Origin of the sequence: Micromonospora sp. NPDC048930, from assembly GCF_043197935.1 — a bacterium.
Classification (GTDB): Bacteria; Actinomycetota; Actinomycetes; order Mycobacteriales; family Micromonosporaceae; genus Micromonospora.
The window spans coordinates 20,976-38,218 of the sequence record NZ_JBICUB010000004.1 but is presented as its reverse complement, the minus strand read 5'-3'; the positions used below and the strand labels follow the sequence as shown (position 1 = coordinate 38,218).

Genomic DNA, 17,243 nt, shown 5'->3' with positions numbered 1-17,243 from the left:
GGGAAGGACACCACGCCGTTCTGCCCCGGCACGGTGGTGGTGACGGTGACCGCCGCGCCGCCCGGCGTGGTGCTCGCCGTGGCATCCGCCGGCACGTCGTTCACCTTGACGGTGAGCGCGCCGACCACGGCCACCTCGGGGTCGACCAGCACCGTGTAGGTGCCCGCGACCGGCAGGTCGGTCACGTCGAAGAAGCAGGACGCCCCGCACGAGCCGTTCGAGGTGATGCTGGTGCCGTCCGGCCGGCGCAGCGACACGGTCGCGTTGTAGGTGCCGTACGTGCCGCCGGTCAGCTGCACCGAGACCCGCTGCCCGGCGGTGGCCGGGAAGGACACGGCGGCGTTCTGCCCGGGCACGGTGGTCGTCACGGTCTGCGCCGCGCCGCCCGGCGTGGTGCTCGCCGCGGCATCCGCCGGTACGTCGTTCACCTTGACGGTGATCCCGCCGGTGACCGTGGTCTTCGGGTCGACGTAGACCGAGTAGGTGCCGGCCGCGGCGAGCACGGTGGCGTCGAAGAAGCAGGACGTGCCGCACGAGGAGTTCGAGACGATGGCGGTGCCGTCCGGCCGGCGCAGCGTCACCACGGCGTTGCTGGACCCGTAGGTGCCGCCCGACAGCTCCACCGAGACCCGCTGGCCGTCGGTCGCCGGGAAGGACACCACGGCGTTCTGGCCCGGCACCGTGGTCGCCACGGTGACCGCCGGCCCGCCGGGCGTGGTGCTCGCCGCGACATCGACCGGCACGTCGTATACCTGGGCGGTGATGGTGCCGACCGCCGTGCCCTTCGGGTCGACCAGCACCGTCCAGGTGCCGGCGTCCGGCAGGGTCACCGAGCTGAAGTTGCAGCTCGTGCCGCAGGAGCTGTTGCTGACCACGGTGGCGCCGTCCGGCTTGCGGAGGGTCACCGTGGCGTTGCTCGACCCGAACGTGCCGCCGGTGAGGTTCACCGTGACGACCTGGCCGGCCGCGCCGGGGAAGGACACCACCGCGTTCTGGCCGGGTACGGTCGTGGTCACCGCCACGGCCGCGCCGTCGGGCGTGGTGCTCGCGGTCGCGTCGGCCGGCACGTCGTTGACCTTGACGGTGATGGCACCGAGCGCGGTGCCCTTCGGGTCGACGACGACCACGTGGTCGCCGGCGGCCAGCGTGGTCGCGTCGAAGTAGCAGGACGTGCCGCAGGACGAGTTCGAGACGATCGTGGTGCCGTCCGGCCGGCGCAGCGAGACGGTGGCGTTGCTCGACCCGAAGGTGCCGGCGGTCACCTCCACCGACACCCGCTGGCCCTCGGCCGCCGGGAAGGACACCACCGCGTTCTGTCCGGGCACGGTGGTGGTCACCGTCGGGGCGGCGCCGCCCGGCGCGGTGGTCGCCGTGGCGTCGGCCGGCACGTCGTTGACCTTCACCGTGATCGCCCCGGTGACCGTGGTCTTCGGGTCGACCAGGACGGTGTACGTCCCGGCCGCCGGCAGCGTCGTGGCGTCGAAGTAGCAGGACGTGCCGCAGGACGAGTTCGAGACGATCGTGGTGCCGTCCGGCCGGCGCAGCGTCACCACCGCGTTGCTCGACCCGAAGGTGCCGGCGGTCACCTCCACCGACACCCGCTGGCCCTCAGCCGCCGGGAACGACACCACCGCGTTCTGCCCGGGCACCGTGGTGGTCACGGTGACCGCGTCGCCGCCGGGCGTGGTGTTCGCCACCGCGTCGGCCGGCACGTCGTAGACCTGCGCGGAGATGGCGCCGACCGTGGTGGTCTTCGGATCGACCACGATCGCGTACGTGCCGTCGGCCGGCAGGGACAGCGAGGGGAAGCTGCACCCGGTGCCGCAGGACGAGTTGGAGACCAGGTAGGTGCCGTCCGGCCCGCGCACCCCGACCCAGGCGTTGCTCGAACCGAAGGTGCCGTTGGCCATGGTCACCGTGACGACCTGACCGGCGAAGCCGGGGAAGGTGACCGCCGCGTTCTGGCCCGGGACCGTGGTGGTCACCGTGACCGCCGCACCGTCCGGCGTCGTCGCCGCGGTGTCGTCGGCCGGCACCGCGTTGACCTTCACGGTGAGCCCGCCGACCACGGTCCCCTCCGGGTCGACCACCACCGTGTACGTGCCGTCGGCCGGTAGCAGGGTGGCGTCGAAGTAGCAGGACGCGCCGCAGGAACCGTTGGAGACGATGGTGGCGCCGTCCGGCTTCCGCAGCGACACCGTCGCGTTGTAGGTGCCGTACGTGCCGCCGGTCAGCTCCACCGAGATCCGCTGGTCGGTGACCCCCGGGAAGGTAACCGCCGCGTTCTGCCCCGGCACCGTGGTGCTCACCGTGACGGCGGCCCCGCCCGCGGTCGTCGCGACGCTGTCGTCCGCCGGCACCGCGTTGACCTGCACGGTCAGCCCGCCGACCACGGTCCCCTCCGGGTCGACCACCACCGCGTACGTGCCGTCGACCGGCAGCACCGTGGCGTCGAAGAAGCACGACGCGCCGCAGGAGCCGTTCGAGGTGATGCTCGTGCCGTCCGGCCGGCGCAGCGACACCGTCGCGTCGTAGGTGCCGTACGTGCCGCCGGTCATCTGCAGCGACACCCGCTGGCCGGCGGTGGCCGGGAAGGACACCACCGCGTTCTGCCCCGGCACCGTGGTGGCGACCGACGCCGCCGTCCCGCCGACCGTGGTGCTCGCGGTGGCGTCGGCCGGGACGTCGTTGACCTTCACCGTGAGCGCGCCGACCGCCGTGCCCTCCGGGTCCACCACGACGATGTAGGTGCCGTCGGTGGGCAGCACCGTGGCGTCGAAGAAGCAGGACGCGCCGCAGGAACCGTTCGAGGTGATGCTCGTGCCGTCCGGCCGGCGCAGCGACACGGTCGCGTTGTAGGTGCCGTAGGTGCCGCCGGTCATCTGCAGCGACACCCGCTGGCCGGCGGTGGCGGGGAAGGACACCGCCGCGTTCTGGCCGGGCACCGTGGTCGTCACGGTCTGGGCCGCGCCGCCCGGCGTGGTGCCCGCCGTGGCGTCGGCCGGCACGTCGTTCACCTTGACGGTGATCGTCCCGGTGTACGTCGACTCCGGGTCGACGTACACCGTGTAGGTGCCGTCGGCCGGCAGCACGGTGGCGTCGAAGAAGCAGGACGCGCCGCAGGAGGTGTTCGAGACGATGGTGCCGCCGCCCGGCCGGCGCAGCGAGACGGTGGCGTTGTAGGTGCCGTACGTGCCGCCGGTGAACTCGACCGACACCCGCTGGCCGGTGCTGCCGGGGAAGGTGACCGCGGCGTTCTGACCGGCCACGGCGGTGGTGACGGTGACCGGGTCGCCGCCGGGCGTGGTGCCCGCCGAGGCGTCGGCCGGCACCTCCCGGACGGTCGCGGTGACCGAGCCGGTGGCCGCGCTCGCCGCCGCCAGCAGCAGGGTGTACGTGCCGGCGGTGCGGGCCCTGACCGTGTCGATGAAGCCGGTGGCGCCCACGCACCCGGACGACGCGGCGGTACGCCCGAACGGGTCGAGGACCTTCGCCGTGGAGATGCCGCAGGAGCCGAAGGTGCCGTCGGCCAGTTGCACGCTCGCCTGCTGCCCCTCGGCCAGGTCGAAGACGACCAGGGCGACGTCACCGGCGCTGGGGATGGTGACCGACTTCGCCTCGCCGAGCGCGACCCGGGAGGTGTGCACCACGTCGGCGACCGTGTACGGGGCGGGCGCGACGAACACGTCGGCCGCGCTGTCGCCGCTGCCGTACCGGGTGCGGACCCCGATCCGGCCGGAGGCCGCTCCGGAGGGCACCTGCAGGGTGAGGCTGCCGGCGGCGACGGCGGTGGTGGCGGCGCGGGTGCGGTTCAGCGTGACGGCGTTGTCGGCGGCGGCGGGGGCGAACCCGGTGCCGGTGACGGTGACCGTGCCGCCGGGCACGACCACGGTCGGGGAGACGCCGGTGACCGTGGGCGCGGACTCGTCCGGGCCGGCGACCACGAAGGACTGCGGGCTGGTCGCGGTGGCCCCGCCGACCTGGACCGTGATCAGGCCGGTGGTCGCCCCGGCGGGCACCCGGGTGACCAGCCGGTGCCCGCTGGCGGCGGTGACCGGGGCCGGTACGCCGTTGAACTCGACGGTGTTCTCCGCCGGTACGTCGGAGAAGCAGCCACCCTGGAGGGTCACCTCGGCGCCGACGGCCGCCCGGGCGGGCACCACCGACAGCAGGGCGAGCGCCGGGCTGCCGTCGTCGGTGACCGAGGTGATGTTGCCGGCCGGGTCGTAGCCGTACCGCGCCGTTCGGCCGGCCTGGTCCCGCACCCCGGCGAGCTGGCCGGCGGCGTCGTACGCGTAGCCGACCGAGTCGCAGGAGACCGAGGCCGGGACGAGGTCCGGCAGGTCCGCGCGGACCCCGAAGGCCAGCAGCATGACGAGTGCGGCGAGGGTCGCGGTGAACCGCAGTCGGGCACCGGCCCAGACCCTCGATCGGATGGTGCGACGGCCGAGCGGACCCGACATGCTGCCTCCCCCACAGACGCAACTTCTGCGGAGCAAGGTAGGCGAGATCGATCAATGGGCATAGATGCCCAGGTGAACGTCTGGTTCGTCGCCCCCGTCACGTACCGTGACAGGGGCTTCTACCAGGAGAAACAGCCGACACCGCCGGAGCGGTGTCGGCTATCGGACAATCGGTTGTGCAACCCGGTCGCCGGGTGCGGACGGGCAGGTCAGAGGACCCGCCGCACCCAGCCGTGCGGGTCGGCGGACCGGCCGCGCTGGATGTCCACCAGCCGCTGCCGGAGGGCCATCGTGGACCGGCCCGGCTCACCGCCGCCGACGAGGAACTCCCCGTCCGGGAAGCGCACGCCGCCGATCGGGGTGATCACCGCGGCGGTGCCACAGGCGAAGACCTCGCGGAGCCGGCCGCTGGCCGCGTCCGCCTGCCAGTCGGCGAAGCTGACCGGCCGCTCCTGCACCCGGTGCCCCGACTCGGCGGCCAGGGTGAGGATCGCGTCCCGGGTGATCCCGGGCAGGATGGTGCCGCTCAGCGGCGGGGTGACCAGGGTGTTGTCGTCGTAGACGAAGAAGACGTTCATGCCGCCCAACTCGTCCACGAACCGCCGCTCGACGGCGTCCAGGAAGACCACCTGGTCGCAGCCGGCCTCGATCGCCTCGGCCTGTGCCACCAGCGAGGCGGCGTAGTTGCCGCCGCACTTGGCCGCGCCGGTGCCGCCCGGGGCCGCCCGGGTGTAGTCCGGGGAGACCCAGACGGTGATCGGCTTGACCCCACCCGGGAAGTACGCCCCGGCCGGCGAGGCGATCACGCAGTAGAGGTACTCGTTGGCCGGGCGGACACCGAGGAACACCTCGCTGGCGAACATGAACGGCCGCAGGTAGAGGCTGGCGTCCTCGTGCTCGGGGATCCAGTCCTGGTCGATCTCGACCAGCCGGTGCAGCGACTCGACGAAGGTCTCCGCCGGCAGCTCCGGCATCGCCAGCCGCTGCGCGGAGGCCGCGAAGCGGGCGGCGTTCGCCTCGGGACGGAACATGGTGACCGCCCCGTCCCCGGTCCGGTACGCCTTCAGCCCCTCGAAGATCTCCTGTGCGTAGTGCAGGACCGCGGCGGCCGGGTCCATCGGGATCGGCGCGCGGGCCTCCACCCGGGCGTCGTACCAACCCTTGCCCTCGGCGTACCGGATCGTCACCATGTGGTCGGTGAACACCCGGCCGAACCCGGGGTTCGCCAGCAGGGCGGCCCGGTCGGCGGCGGATACCGGCGCGGGATTCGGACGGATCTCGAAATCGAGCTTGTCACCACCGCTCATCGCGCTGACCTCCCTGCGGGTCCCACGGCATGCGGGATCGCACGCCGACGTCACTGGTGCCAGAAACTTACCCCGAACGGTCGTTCAGCCGGAATGGGGCCGGGAGCAGCTCAGTCACTGAGACGTCGAGCACGTCGGCGATCGCTTCGAGGTCGTCCAGGTCGAAGGCGATCTCGCCGGTCATGCGTCGGGCGAGGGTGCTCTGCTTCATGCCGGCACGCCGGGCGAGCTCGGCTGCGCTGATGCGGCGGCGCGCCAGGAGCACGCGGATTTCCTCCGCTGTCTGCTCGCGTAGGCGGCCTCGAACCGTCGTTGCCGTATCACTCATAGCGCCATTCTGACCCGCCTAGCGGGTCACGCGCAAGTCTCAAGGGTTAACAGCTCCCCTGATTTTCACTGATAACCCGCTAGGCGGGTTGACAACCCTCACCGCGTCCCGGTAGAACTACCCGCATGCAAGAGACTAACCCACTCAGCGGGTTGCGTGAGCGGATCTCCGAGGCGATCCGAGTCGAGCTCGCCCGCCGCCGGATGAGCCAGCGGGCCCTGGCGGACGCGACCGGCCTGAGCCAGAGCTACATCGGCCGGCGGCTGACGGGTGAGATGCCCTTCACCACCGACGACCTGGCGCTCATCGCCAAGGCCCTCGGGGTGCCTGTGCTCGCGCTGCTGCCCGCCGCCGACGCCGCCCCGGCCGCGTGAGCCCGTTCCCGTGGTCGAAGCCGAGCGGCGTGCCCCGTCCGGCAACGGCCCCGAAGCCGCGGACCCCCGGCAAGCCACCGAAGCCCCGCAAGCCCCAGCCGCCGGCGAAACCCACGAGGGGCCTCGCCTCGGCGCTGGCGATGGTGATTTTCGGCCTCGTCCTGATCGTCACCGCGCTCACTGCGCCGGCCGCACCGGCGTCCGAGCCGGTGCCGGTCCGCTGGCGGCCGGCCACCGAGCAGGAGCGGCGGGCCTACGACGCCCGCCAGATGGCGGCGGTGCTCGAGGAAATCGCCCGCCAGCGAGACGGGGTCACGCCCGCTGCAACGGCCGTGACCCCGGAATCCCGTACCCGCACCAACCCTGATGAGGAAGGACGGTCGAGATGACCAACGTACAGGCCACCGCCGAGGTGGCGTCCAGCGCCGGCGGCACGCCGGCGGGGAACACCGAACACCACGTGGTCCCCGGCTGGGCCGGCCCGGCCGGCGAGGTGCGGTGCACCTGCGGCGCGGTATACGCCGGCGGGTCCGTCCGCGAGTCGTCGCGTCTGCTGGGCAACCACATCGCCCGCAGGGCACGAGCCGCCGCCGAGGCCGCCGGGCCCGACCAGGTGGTCTCGCCGATCGACCGGGCGCTGGCGGACTCCGCCGGTCAGTCGGCGCTGGTGCGGATCGCCCGGACGAACATGCTCCGCGAGATCTCCCGGCTCTGCTACGCCGTGGACCGGGCGGCGCTGCCGGCGCCGCGGGCGGTCCGCTTCGACTCGCGCACCCACGCCGCGCAGCTGGACTTCGACACGGAGGGCGAGGCGATCGCCTGGGCCGCGAGGCTAGGCGCGGAGCCGGGCGCGCTGCGCAGCGCCCGGCACTTCGCGATGGTCGGCGCGACCGGCTACCACGCGATCGTCGACTGGCGCGGTGTCCGCGTCGACCTGGTCTCCGTCGTTCCGGTCGCCGCGCCGGCCGCCGCCGACCAGGCCCCGGCCGTCGGCGAGCACTACCAGACCGGCGGGTGGACCGGCGGGCCCGGTGAGTGCGGGGTCCGGTGCGCCTGCGGCACCGTCTTCGACGGGTTCGACAGCCCCGGTGAGGCGGTCGACCTGCTGAACCACCACATCGTCCGGGAGACCGACCCGGCCGCCCGCAAGCAGGCCGAGGCGGTGTCGGCGTGACCGGGCAGGAGCGGCCGGCCTTCGTCGCCGGCGACCAGGTGAACGTCACGATCCGGTTCGCCGAGGTCAAGAGCCCGCCGGCGGCGGGGTGGCTAACCGTGCGATTCGGGGGTCTGGACCACGAGCTGCCGCTGTCCGACGAGGACGTGGCGGTCGAGCGGGTGGCGCCGGCGGAGTGGCCGCCCGAGGTCGGTGACCTGTGGCGTGACGCCGACGGTGACCTGTGGTTCGCGACGGTGAAGGCGGCCCGGACCGGCGACGACGGGCGTGTCTTCGAGGGCGCGCGGCTGGTGATGTCGCCGGCGCGGGAGACGCCGAACCTGTACCGGGAGCAGCGGATCAGCCCGAACGACCTGCTGAGCAATCTCGGACCGGTCGCGCTGGTGCACCGCGAGCCGCAGCCCGAGCCGGGCGAGGACGGCGAGTGATGGGCGCCGCGATCGTGGAGGGCATGCGGGCGGCCGCCGGCGAGGTGGCCGGCCTGGTGCTGGTCGTCGTCCTGCTCGCCGTGGCGACCTGGCTGGACCAGGCGGGTACGCGGTGACCGCCGCGGTGCTGCCGGCCCTGGTGCCGGCCCAGCCGGGCCCGCCCGCGGTCGAGCAGCTCGCCGGCCCGGGCGGCACGTGGGACCTGGTCGTGGCGGCGCAGGCCGGCGACCGGGACGCCTTCGGCCAGCTCTACGCGCGCTACGCGGACACCGTGTTCCGGTTCGTCTACTTCCGGACCGGCAACCGCCAGCTCGCCGAGGACCTCACCTCCGAAGCGTTCATCCGGGCGCTGCGCCGGATCGACCGGGTGCAGTGGCAGGGCCGCGACATCGGTGCGTGGTTCGTCACCATCGCCCGGAACCTGGTCGCCGACCACTACAAGTCCGGCCGCTACCGGCTGGAGGTCACCACCGCGGATGTGCACGACCCGGCCTCCGGCCTGGACCACGAGCAGCTCGGCTGCGAGGGCGACCCGGCCGCAGCCGCCGTCGACCACCTGACCAACATCGCGCTGCTCACCGCCGTCAAGCAGCTCACCGTCGAGCAGCAGACCGTCATCATCCTGCGCTTCCTCCACGGCCTGTCCGTCGCCGAGACCGCGATCGCGGTCGGCAAGAACGAGGGCGCGGTCAAGGCCATCCAGTACCGAGCCTGCCGCGCGCTCGCGCGGCTGCTCCCCGCCGGCTTCCAGGAGTCCCGATGATCACCGACCCCGCTGCTCTCGCCTTCACGATCTCCGCCGTCCTGGTCGCCGGCGTCGCCGTCGGCGCGATCCTGGCCGGCCTGGCCCAGCGCGGCCGCGCCGCCGACGACGCCGAGCGCGCCGGCCGCGCGTTCCGCGAGCTGCGCGACCTCGCCCAGGCCTGCTGCGACCCGGTCCACCTGGTCCGGCTCATGCGCGGCACCGCCGACATCTGGGACAACTGGCGTCCGGACGGCCTCGCCCTGGACGTCGCCGCCCCGCCACCGCTCACCCCGGCGTACGCGCACCGGCTGGTCGACGCCTACGCCACCGGCGACCCGGTCGACTTCGCCGGCTGCTGGGTGCCCCCAGACATCCAGGGCCGCGTCCGCGCGATCGTCGCCGGCGCGAGCGAACCGACCGTCCGGATCTCCACCCTCGGCCAGCCGGGCAGCAGGCGCCCGTGGCTGTTCGACCCGGCAGCGGACACCACGGTGCCCAGCTGCCTGATCACCGCGCCGACGCCGCCGCTCGCCGGCGACGCCCGGCTGGTCCGGCCAAGGACCAGCGATGGGTGAGGAACAGGCCCGGGTGCCGTGCCTGGACTGCGGGACACCTTGCCGCAGCGCACTGTCCCGGTCCCGCCGGATCGGATCCGGCTGCTGGCGCAAGCGCCGCCGCAAGGCCCGCGCCCAGGCCGCCCCGGTCCCGCTGCCCGGCCTGTCCGGGCGGCGCGGCCGGGCCGGCCAGGACCTGCTCGACGCCGCGACCGAGGACGGCACCCCGTGAGCGGGCCACGCACACCCGCGCCGCGGCCCTGCCCGAACTGGGACCCGGACCCCGACCTCGGCACCGACTGGAACGGCCGCAAGACCTGCCGCACCTGCCAGCGGCCCGGCGCGCCGGACGACCCGGCCCACCGGCCGCCACCACCCCCGCCCGTACCGCAGACCCGCATCTCGCCCGCGCTCGCCGCAGCCGCCCAGGCCCGCGACGCCGCGATCCTCGGCGAGCACGACCCGGAGGAGTCCTGGTGACCGAGAGGACCATCCCCACCGAAGCGGCCATCACGGTCGCCCTGGCCGCCGTGTGCATCGACCACGACGGCCCCGACTGCGCGCTCTGCAAGGAGGCCCTGGACCGTCGACGCGGCCGGGGCATGACCGCCGCGCAGATCCTCGCCGACATCGACCTGCGCCGCGTCGACTACTCGCTGTGGGCGACCGTCGGCCGGCTCCGGGTCGACCTGGAGGGCGCCACCACGGAGCGGGCCGGCCTGGTCTGGGCGGCGCTGGGCGTCACCCCGCTCGACGACGACCCGCGCCACCTCATCGAGTTCCGCGAGGACGGCTGGACGATCAAGCACCCGCTGTCCTGCAGGCCGAACCTCTTCGACTGCCCCGTCAACCGCGCGGCCGGAGAACAGGTCGACGGACCGCCCCCGGCGGGCTTCGGCCGGTACGACTGCTGGATCGGGGAGCAGGAGTTCGCCGGAATGCTCTTCCTCGGCGACCGCATCGACCAGAAGGTGCGGACCGATGGGTGACCGCCTGACCGACGCCGAGCTGCGCGCCGCCGCCGCTCGCCGGCCCGGGTACGCGACCTATCCGGAGTACCGGCCGGGACAGCCGGAGCGGCTGGCACCGTACTGGCGGGGCGAGCCGGCCGGCCAGCACGCCGGCGCGGCTCCGGACAGCCCCGCGCCGGCGTGCTGCGACATGCACAACGCGAACTGCGAACCGCCCGCCGACCTGTGCTGCAACGGCTGCACCGAGGCAGGTCACCCGGACCACCCGACCGGCGTGCCCTGCGTGCTGCCCGCCGTGGCCGCGCCGCCGCGCTGGTACAGCCACGCCGACATCTGGGGCCCGGAGACCGAGCCGGCGGCGGCAGCGGACCCGCAGCCGAACCTCATCCTGCGGGCCGCCCGCGAGCTCTCCGAGGACGAAGCGGAGCAGATCAAGCGGTCCTTCGAGGTGAAGACCGCCGAGCAAGGCCTGCGGCTGGCGGTGTTGCCGCCGTCGCCCGTCTTCGAGTTCTCGCCCCAGCGGTCCCCTGGCCGCCCGTGGTGGCGGCGCCGGTGGAACTGGGCGGTGATGTCCGGCGACGGCGGGTCCTGGTGGGGCTACTGCTGGACCCTGGCCGGCGCACGCCGCCGTACCCGCCGCGCCGCCCGGAGGGCAGCCCAGTGAGCCCCGACGTCGCCGCGCTGACCGAGCGGTCCACCCCGGCGGCCGCCCGGGACCGGGCGCAGCGGATCCGCAAGGGCCTGCGCGACTACCTGGAGACCGTGGCCGAGTTCGCCCTCGCATGGGAGCGCCACGACTGGCAGGTCCTCGGCTACGACAGCTGGCAGGCGTACCTGGACGGCGAGTTCGGCGCGGACCGGCTGCGGGTGCCGGAGGTGCACCGCACGGCGGCGGTGACCGTGCTGCGGCAGGTCGGCATGTCCACTCGCGCGATCGGCACCGCGCTGGGCATCAGCAAGGACACCGTGGCCCGGGAGGTCGCGACTGTCGCAGCTGAGACAGACGATCTGCCCACCACCGTCCGGTCGCTCGACGGCCGCGACCGGCCCGCCACCCGCCCAACACCCGAGCCGTCACCGGACGAGGACCTCGCTGCCGGCCGGAGCCTGCGGTTCGGCTCCCTCGAGGAGATGGACACCGCCCTCGCGGCCGCCGGCCCAGCTCCGGACGAGCAGGTGTGGATCGCGGCCGCCCGCCGGGGCATCGAGGCGCACGCGCTCAAGACGAAGGCGTCGACCAGGTGCTCCCGGTCGACCCGCACCGGCCTCACCCTGACCGCCGGGCAGGCCGCCGAGCAGCACGAGGCCACCTGGTGCCGCAAGTGCTGGCCGCCCGCCCCGCCGACCGAGGAACCCTGCCCGCGGTGCGCGACGGTGACCCCGGTCGGCGACCTGCCCGACACCCCGCCACGCTGGTGCCCGGCGTGCCGGTTCATGCCGCCGGCGGACTACGTCACCACCAGCGTCACCTTCGGCACCCTGCTGCCCGGCGACTACATCGACCGGCCGTACGGGCCGCGCCGCTTCGTCGCTTGGCACCAGGTAGTCCAGGTCCACTTCGACGCCGGCGTCACGGTCTTCACCGACCACGGTGAGAACGTGCCCGTGCACGAGGACATGGCCGGCGACCTGGCGGTGACCGTCCGCCGGCCGGAGGGCCGCACCGCGGCCGCCATCAGCGTGGTTGACTGCCGTGCCTGTCACAGCCTGGTGCCGGCCGTGGTGCTCTACAACGGCCGCTGCCCGGCCTGCCTGACCGCTGGCGATCACGCGCAGATGCTCGAGGAGAAGCTCGCCGCGCAGGACCCGAAGATGGCGCCGGGCCCGGAGCGGACCCTGCCGGCCGGCCTGCTGCGCGCGGGCGATCTGGTGTGGGTCGGGCCGGAGGGATGGCAGCCGGCCACCTCGGTGGAGATTGGCCCGATGCCGCCGGAGCCGGGCGGCTGGCGGGTCCAGGCGCGTACCCGCACCGGCGTCCACACCGCCACCGCCCAGCGGACCTGGCGGTGGGACGAGCTGCTCCAGATCCGCCGGCCGGTCCCTGCGACCGAGCCGGCGGGTGAACCGGTCCCGACCGGGCCGGCCGCCGAGGCCCACGACCCCCGGGCCTCGCGGGAAGCCGGGGCGGAGATTCGCGGCTCCGCCCCGGCAGGCACCCCCACCGAGTCGGCCGCCGGTGTGCCTACCGAGCCGGCGGATGGAGCGGATACCGCGTTTCCTCATGGCGCGGGTGACGCTGCTCCAGCTCCTGCCCCGTCGTCGGCTTCCCCCGACGGCGGGGCGGGGGTAACCCCCGACGACGGCATGCTGACCGTTGCCGAGATCGGCCGGTTGCGCGCCGTCTTCGAGTACGCCCGGGCCGTCCTGGCCCGGCACCCTCAGTACGTCAATACCGGCCGTGCCATCCCGCACGTGCTCGGCCGGGAGTACGTCGCCGGCGAGGTGACGCCGCGGCCGCCGCGCGACTACCACAAGAAGCCCCAGCAGCAGCCCGTCGTGCACGTGGAGGTGGCCTGGGACCGCGACGGCGAGATCGAGATCAGCTACCGGTCCGAGCGGTACGTCCTCAGCGACATCCGGATCTGGGCGCCCGGCGTCGACGAGGCGCTCGACGTGCTCTGCGCGCTGGGGATCCTGCCGGCCCAGCTCTCGCGGCAGTACGCCGCCGGCGTCCAGGCCGGCCTGCGCGGCGGCGACGCGATCGACGGCGAACTGATCGAGGAGGACGGTCGTGCCTGACCTGATCGTGTACCCGGGCTGGCGGACGGTGCCGGCCGGCCTGTACTCCAAGACGCAGCTGGCGGACCTGGACCTGCCCCGGGTGCCGGGCGGGCCCCAGCGGGCGTGGGTGGAGACCAGCAACTGGCGCGGCAAGAAGGACCACTTCGAGCTGTACGCGCTGGCTGAGTCGTTGCCGTCGCCGGCGACCGCCGCGCAGCTGGAGGCGGCCCGCCACCGGGCCGCGACCGGAACCGGCCGGGTGTGCGGGGAGTGCGGCGCCCGCCCGGACCGGCCGGTGCCGGAGCTCGGCGCGGTGACCGGCTTCGCGTACCTGCCCGACGGCGACGCGGAGCCGACCCGGCGGCTCTGCCTGGCGTGCGCGCGGGTGGTCCGGCTGCGCGCCGCGGTGGCCGCTGCCGCCCGGACGCGTACCGAGGCGGCCCGGTGGGCGGCCCGGGTCCTCGCGGCGGCGCCGCCCGTGGTGCGCGTCGACGAGGTGTTCCGCCCGCCGGCTCCGTCCGGCCGGCGCAACCTGGAGCCGGTGGCGCTGCGCGTCGACGCCGTCACCGCCATCAGCGGCCGGCGCGTCCAGGCGACCATCCGGCTGGCCGGGCCGCGGGTGAAGGCCGTCCCCGCCGATGCGGTCGAACCGGGCAGCCTGGCGGAGGTGCTCCGGCCGCTGCTGGCCGCCGAGATGGTCGTTACCTGGCGGCCCGAAGAACTGAGGCCGCTGCTGCGCCTCTACTACGCGGACGCGCTGACCTGGCCCAGGGGCGGCCACAACAGCTTGTGGGAGCGGGCCACCTGGTGGCGGGGCGAGGTCGACCCGGACACCCTGGCTGTCCGGCACGCGATCGACCCGGTCACCGCCGACCGCACGCTGCTGCTCCTGCGCCGCATGGCCGCCACCGCCCCGCCCGACAAGGCGGTGACCAAGTGACGACCTGGCGCGTGTGGATCTACGACGAAGAGCACGAGGTCGATATCGACCCGCGCCTACTGCGGATGGGTGATGACCCGCTCACGCTCGACGCGTCCGGCCGCGTCGTTTTTGCCCGGACCGGGCACCCATGGACACCCCCGCCAGCGGACACGCCATGACCGCGCCGATCGCCCGGCCCGGGCTGTGGCTGGTGGCCAGCACCGTGCTGGGCCGGCCGGTCAAGGCCGCCGAGAACCCGCACGTCTGCGGCGTGACGGTCACCCAGACCATCTCCCGCCAGCCGTACCACTACAAGGCCCGCGACTGCTCGGCCTGCGCGGTCCGGGCGGCCGGGCAGGGCGGCCGGCCATGACCCGGGACCAGCTGATGGAGGCGCTGCTGGTGGAGCGGTACGGGCCCACCTGGCTGCCGCCGGTCGTTCCCCAGCCGCTGGTCCGCGCCCCCGCCGACCTGGCGGCACCGCCGACCCCACCCCGCCGCCGTGGGCACCTGACGGTGCTCGACGGCGGATCAACCACCGCGGCCGCCGTGGCCGCCCGCACCACCGATCGGAGAAACACCATGGCGAGGATCAGCCTCGACGCGGACCAGGTGCAGCTGCTCACCGCCGTGCAGCAGGGCCGCGTCCACCACGACCCCCGGTTCACCCGTCCCGACTTCGAGAAGGAGCCGGGGCCGCCGATGGTCCTCAAGCGCGCCACCCAGCGCCTCGCGCCGCTGAAGCGGCAGCGGCTGGTCGAGCTGGCCCCGGAGTCCGAGGCCCTCGGCAACGGGGTGCGCCTCTACACGACCACCACGCTCGGCGATGAGGTGCTGGCCGAGGTCCGCCGCCAGGAGGACGCGGCCAACGCCGACCCGGACCGCGTCGGTGGGGTGGCCTGATGCCGCCCGTACCGAAGATCACCAGCCGGGCGGACTACGAGGTGCTGCGCCTGTTCGTCGGCGGGAAGTCCGAGATCGAGATCGCCGACGCCACCGGCCTGACGCAGAAGGCCATCACCAGGGTCATCAACGACATGTGCGCCGGCGATGAGGTCGTCGCCGGGCAGATGGTCACCGCGTACGAGCACCGGGCCCGCGCCGTGGCGGCCGCGCAGGGCCGCCCGGGCGTCCCCGGCGTCCCCCGGACCACCACGGTGCCGCCGCCCGGCACCCTCCGCCCGCCCGCACAGCCTGCGGCGCCGGCCGGCCCGGACACGTTGACGCAGCTGCTCCACGCCGCCGCGGCCTCACCCACCCGGCGGGTGCAGGCCCTCGGCGAGAAGCTGCGCGCCCTGGCCGCCGAGGTGCGCGAGGCGCTCGCCAAGGAGGAACAGGCCGCCGCCGCGCAGCGCCGCGTCGACGAACTGGCCGCCGAGCTGAAGAAGGCACAGGAGGAGCTGCGGGCCGCGACCGGCCGGCCTGCCCGCCCGCCGGCGAGCGGCGCCGCGGTCCCGGCCGCCGGTCCGGAGGTGCCGGCCAAGACCGTCCGGGCGTGGGCCCGGCAGAACAAGGTCGACGTGCCGGCGCTGGGGCGGATACCCCGCGACGTGATGGACGCCTACCTCAAGGCCAACCCCGGCCAGGCCACCGCGTCCACCGACCCCGACACCGAGTGAAGGAGCAACCCGAGGTGACCACGATCGTGGCGCTGGACCTGGAGACCAGCGGCCTGGACCCGGACCGCCACCACATCTGGGAGATCGGCGCGGTGGTCCGCGACCACCGCGACCCGGCGTACTGCGGCCGCTGGCAGATCATGATGCGACCGAACCTGACCGACGCTGACCCGGTCGCCCTGCGGGTCGGCCGCTACTACGAGCGAGCCCCGCGCCACTTCGCCTCCCGCAACGGCTGCGGAGCGTATGTGATCGCCCGGCCCGCAGCGCTCATCGGATCGGCGGCCACGCCGGCGCCGCCGCCCGTCGCGCCGATCGGCGAGACCACCCGCACCGCGGTCGCCGGCTGGCTCGCGGTGATCCTCGACGGCGCGACGATCGTCGGCGCCAACCCGGCCTTCGACGCCGCGTTCATGACCCGGTTCCTCCGCTCGCACGGCCACGCCCCGACCTGGCACCACCACCTGGTCGACGTCGCCGCGCTCGCCGCCGGCTACCTGGCCCGAACCGGCGATAGCGTCGCCCCGCCGTGGCGTACCGGCGACCTCGCGGCCGCGCTCGACCTGCACTGCGAGCCCGAGCTGCGCCACACCGCCCTCGGCGACGCCGACTGGGCCCTCGCGATCTACGACACCGTGATGGGTACGCATCGGGACGGCAGCCAGTGAGCGACATTCAGGGACTGGCGGAGGAGGTGCAGGCGCTGCTCGGTGCCGCCGTCGACCGGGACTACCAGGCCGCCACCGACCTGGTCGTCCGCATCGCCGACCAGCACGGCGCGCAGGGCGTGTACGGACTGTGCTGCGCACTCGCGCAGATGGTCACCACGTTCGGGTTCGGCGTGAAGCGCGGCCAGGGGTTCGCCGGGATCGCGATGACCGACCCGGACGGGCGGCCGATGAACCCGGACGAGGCGCCGGCGGAGGCTCGCCCGAAGGTGTGGGCGACACGCTTCGTGGCCGCCTACACGAACGACGACAGCGCCACCACCGTGGCGCTCTTCGAGACGTCGCTAGCCGACCCGGACGGACACATCGCCGGCGTGGCGGCGCTCATCGGGATGGCCGCGGACGTGCTGCGGTCGAAGATCGAGGAGGGCAACCATGCCTGAGTGCCCGATCCTGTCCTCCCGGCGTCACCACACCGAGCTGCACACGCAGCTGAACGCGGCGGAGAACGACCTGCGCAGCCAGACCGAGGCGCTGCGCCAGGCCCTCGCCGAGCGGGACGAGCTCGCGAAGGTGGTTGCAGACATCGGCGACGTGATGAGTCCGACCGGCGAGCGGCCGGTGGAGGCCCTGGGCTCGCTGGTCGACGACGTGGCGCAGCTGGTCGAGCAGCGCGACCAGCACGCCGCCGACGCCCAGGCCATCGCCGACAGCAACGACCTTCTCCGGGAGCGCCTCGCCACGGCGACCGAGCTGACGCGCGAGGTCCTCGCCCACTTCCACGAGCGCGGGCATCCGGGCCGGCCGTGCAAACGCACGGGCTGGGTGACCGAGGAGCGGATCTCGGCGTGGTGGGCCAAAGTCGAGAGCCTGACAGCACCGGCTCCATCTCGACCAGCCGGATAGCGGCACTGCCCGCCCGCCCGTCCCCTCTGCTCAACCTCGGCGCGGCCACCACATTGCGGTGGC

The 17,243-nt window shown here is 74.2% G+C and carries 21 protein-coding genes; 18 read left to right on the top strand and 3 right to left on the bottom strand.

What is annotated here, in order from left to right:
* The 3 genes from ACGFI9_RS12305 to ACGFI9_RS12295 all read right to left on the bottom strand — a co-directional run.
* A partial coding sequence (locus ACGFI9_RS12305; protein WP_393177994.1) for a beta strand repeat-containing protein occupies positions 1–4,463 on the bottom strand: 4,463 nt, incomplete at its 3' end.
* Positions 4,464–4,672: 209 nt separating this feature from the next.
* Positions 4,673–5,770, bottom strand: a complete 1,098-nt coding sequence (locus tag ACGFI9_RS12300; protein ID WP_393177992.1) for a branched-chain amino acid aminotransferase — start codon at positions 5,768–5,770, stop codon at positions 4,673–4,675.
* A gap of 67 nt (positions 5,771–5,837) precedes the next feature.
* On the bottom strand, positions 5,838–6,098 hold the full coding sequence (locus ACGFI9_RS12295; RefSeq protein ID WP_393177990.1) for a helix-turn-helix domain-containing protein: 261 nt from the start codon (positions 6,096–6,098) through the stop codon (positions 5,838–5,840).
* Between the two features lie 125 nt (positions 6,099–6,223).
* On the opposite strand from ACGFI9_RS12295, the gene ACGFI9_RS12290 reads away from it, so the two are divergent.
* The 18 genes from ACGFI9_RS12290 (at position 6,224) to ACGFI9_RS12205 (ending at position 17,180) form a co-directional block, all read left to right on the top strand.
* A complete protein-coding gene (locus ACGFI9_RS12290; RefSeq protein ID WP_393177988.1) occupies positions 6,224–6,472 on the top strand; it encodes a helix-turn-helix domain-containing protein in 249 nt (82 codons plus the stop codon).
* Between the two features lie 140 nt (positions 6,473–6,612).
* Positions 6,613–6,861 carry a hypothetical protein gene (locus ACGFI9_RS12285; RefSeq protein WP_393177986.1) on the top strand — a complete coding sequence of 83 codons (249 nt, stop codon included), beginning with the start codon at positions 6,613–6,615 and terminating at the stop codon, positions 6,859–6,861.
* Positions 6,858–7,646 carry a hypothetical protein gene (locus ACGFI9_RS12280; RefSeq protein ID WP_393177984.1) on the top strand — a complete coding sequence of 263 codons (789 nt, stop codon included), beginning with the start codon at positions 6,858–6,860 and terminating at the stop codon, positions 7,644–7,646. The genes ACGFI9_RS12285 and ACGFI9_RS12280 overlap by 4 nt, the downstream gene beginning before the upstream one ends.
* Complete coding sequence (locus ACGFI9_RS12275) at positions 7,643–8,074, top strand: hypothetical protein (RefSeq protein ID WP_393177982.1); 432 nt, start codon at positions 7,643–7,645, stop codon at positions 8,072–8,074. Before ACGFI9_RS12280 ends, ACGFI9_RS12275 begins: the two co-directional genes overlap by 4 nt.
* Positions 8,075–8,186: 112 nt before the next feature.
* On the top strand, positions 8,187–8,837 hold the full coding sequence (locus tag ACGFI9_RS12270) for a sigma-70 family RNA polymerase sigma factor (protein ID WP_393177980.1): 651 nt from the start codon (positions 8,187–8,189) through the stop codon (positions 8,835–8,837).
* Positions 8,834–9,394: a hypothetical protein gene (locus ACGFI9_RS12265; RefSeq protein WP_393177978.1), complete on the top strand. Its 561-nt coding sequence runs from the start codon at positions 8,834–8,836 to the stop codon at positions 9,392–9,394. Before ACGFI9_RS12270 ends, ACGFI9_RS12265 begins: the two co-directional genes overlap by 4 nt.
* On the top strand, positions 9,387–9,605 hold the full coding sequence (locus tag ACGFI9_RS12260) for a hypothetical protein (RefSeq protein ID WP_393177976.1): 219 nt from the start codon (positions 9,387–9,389) through the stop codon (positions 9,603–9,605). Before ACGFI9_RS12265 ends, ACGFI9_RS12260 begins: the two co-directional genes overlap by 8 nt.
* Entirely contained in the window at positions 9,602–9,853 is a 252-nt protein-coding gene (locus ACGFI9_RS12255; protein WP_393177974.1) for a hypothetical protein, read from the top strand. Before ACGFI9_RS12260 ends, ACGFI9_RS12255 begins: the two co-directional genes overlap by 4 nt.
* Positions 9,850–10,362: a hypothetical protein gene (locus ACGFI9_RS12250; RefSeq protein ID WP_393177972.1), complete on the top strand. Its 513-nt coding sequence runs from the start codon at positions 9,850–9,852 to the stop codon at positions 10,360–10,362. The genes ACGFI9_RS12255 and ACGFI9_RS12250 overlap by 4 nt, the downstream gene beginning before the upstream one ends.
* Entirely contained in the window at positions 10,355–11,008 is a 654-nt protein-coding gene (locus ACGFI9_RS12245) for a hypothetical protein (RefSeq protein ID WP_393177970.1), read from the top strand. Before ACGFI9_RS12250 ends, ACGFI9_RS12245 begins: the two co-directional genes overlap by 8 nt.
* Positions 11,005–13,083, top strand: coding sequence for a hypothetical protein (locus ACGFI9_RS12240; protein WP_393177968.1), 2,079 nt, complete (start codon positions 11,005–11,007; stop codon positions 13,081–13,083). Before ACGFI9_RS12245 ends, ACGFI9_RS12240 begins: the two co-directional genes overlap by 4 nt.
* Positions 13,076–14,005 carry a hypothetical protein gene (locus ACGFI9_RS12235; RefSeq protein WP_393177966.1) on the top strand — a complete coding sequence of 310 codons (930 nt, stop codon included), beginning with the start codon at positions 13,076–13,078 and terminating at the stop codon, positions 14,003–14,005. The genes ACGFI9_RS12240 and ACGFI9_RS12235 overlap by 8 nt, the downstream gene beginning before the upstream one ends.
* 157 nt (positions 14,006–14,162) lie before the next feature.
* Positions 14,163–14,360, top strand: a complete 198-nt coding sequence (locus ACGFI9_RS12230) for a hypothetical protein (RefSeq protein WP_393177964.1) — start codon at positions 14,163–14,165, stop codon at positions 14,358–14,360.
* On the top strand, positions 14,357–14,890 hold the full coding sequence (locus tag ACGFI9_RS12225) for a hypothetical protein (RefSeq protein WP_393177962.1): 534 nt from the start codon (positions 14,357–14,359) through the stop codon (positions 14,888–14,890). Before ACGFI9_RS12230 ends, ACGFI9_RS12225 begins: the two co-directional genes overlap by 4 nt.
* On the top strand, positions 14,890–15,606 hold the full coding sequence (locus tag ACGFI9_RS12220) for a histone-like nucleoid-structuring protein Lsr2 (protein ID WP_393177960.1): 717 nt from the start codon (positions 14,890–14,892) through the stop codon (positions 15,604–15,606). The genes ACGFI9_RS12225 and ACGFI9_RS12220 overlap by 1 nt, the downstream gene beginning before the upstream one ends.
* A 14-nt stretch (positions 15,607–15,620) precedes the next feature.
* On the top strand, positions 15,621–16,274 hold the full coding sequence (locus ACGFI9_RS12215; RefSeq protein ID WP_393177958.1) for a hypothetical protein: 654 nt from the start codon (positions 15,621–15,623) through the stop codon (positions 16,272–16,274).
* Positions 16,271–16,717 (top strand): hypothetical protein, encoded by a 447-nt coding sequence (locus tag ACGFI9_RS12210; RefSeq protein WP_393177956.1) that lies wholly within the window; start codon positions 16,271–16,273, stop codon positions 16,715–16,717. Before ACGFI9_RS12215 ends, ACGFI9_RS12210 begins: the two co-directional genes overlap by 4 nt.
* Positions 16,710–17,180: a hypothetical protein gene (locus ACGFI9_RS12205; RefSeq protein WP_393177954.1), complete on the top strand. Its 471-nt coding sequence runs from the start codon at positions 16,710–16,712 to the stop codon at positions 17,178–17,180. Before ACGFI9_RS12210 ends, ACGFI9_RS12205 begins: the two co-directional genes overlap by 8 nt.
* Positions 17,181–17,243 lie beyond the last annotated feature (63 nt).

What these genes read in the sequence shown, in the direction of transcription:
- ACGFI9_RS12220 (WP_393177960.1), top strand. Translation starts at nt 14,890, where the DNA reads ATGCCGCCCGTACCGAAGATCACCAGCCGGGCGGACTACGAGGTGCTG.
- ACGFI9_RS12290 (WP_393177988.1), top strand. Translation starts at nt 6,224, where the DNA reads ATGCAAGAGACTAACCCACTCAGCGGGTTGCGTGAGCGGATCTCCGAG.
- ACGFI9_RS12260 (WP_393177976.1), top strand. Translation starts at nt 9,387, where the DNA reads ATGGGTGAGGAACAGGCCCGGGTGCCGTGCCTGGACTGCGGGACACCT.
- ACGFI9_RS12230 (WP_393177964.1), top strand. Translation starts at nt 14,163, where the DNA reads ATGACCGCGCCGATCGCCCGGCCCGGGCTGTGGCTGGTGGCCAGCACC.
- ACGFI9_RS12245 (WP_393177970.1), top strand. Translation starts at nt 10,355, where the DNA reads ATGGGTGACCGCCTGACCGACGCCGAGCTGCGCGCCGCCGCCGCTCGC.
- ACGFI9_RS12205 (WP_393177954.1), top strand. Translation starts at nt 16,710, where the DNA reads ATGCCTGAGTGCCCGATCCTGTCCTCCCGGCGTCACCACACCGAGCTG.
- ACGFI9_RS12225 (WP_393177962.1), top strand. Translation starts at nt 14,357, where the DNA reads ATGACCCGGGACCAGCTGATGGAGGCGCTGCTGGTGGAGCGGTACGGG.
- ACGFI9_RS12265 (WP_393177978.1), top strand. Translation starts at nt 8,834, where the DNA reads ATGATCACCGACCCCGCTGCTCTCGCCTTCACGATCTCCGCCGTCCTG.
- ACGFI9_RS12295 (WP_393177990.1), bottom strand. Translation starts at nt 6,098, where the DNA reads ATGAGTGATACGGCAACGACGGTTCGAGGCCGCCTACGCGAGCAGACA.
- ACGFI9_RS12300 (WP_393177992.1), bottom strand. Translation starts at nt 5,770, where the DNA reads ATGAGCGGTGGTGACAAGCTCGATTTCGAGATCCGTCCGAATCCCGCG.
- ACGFI9_RS12285 (WP_393177986.1), top strand. Translation starts at nt 6,613, where the DNA reads ATGGTGATTTTCGGCCTCGTCCTGATCGTCACCGCGCTCACTGCGCCG.
- ACGFI9_RS12280 (WP_393177984.1), top strand. Translation starts at nt 6,858, where the DNA reads ATGACCAACGTACAGGCCACCGCCGAGGTGGCGTCCAGCGCCGGCGGC.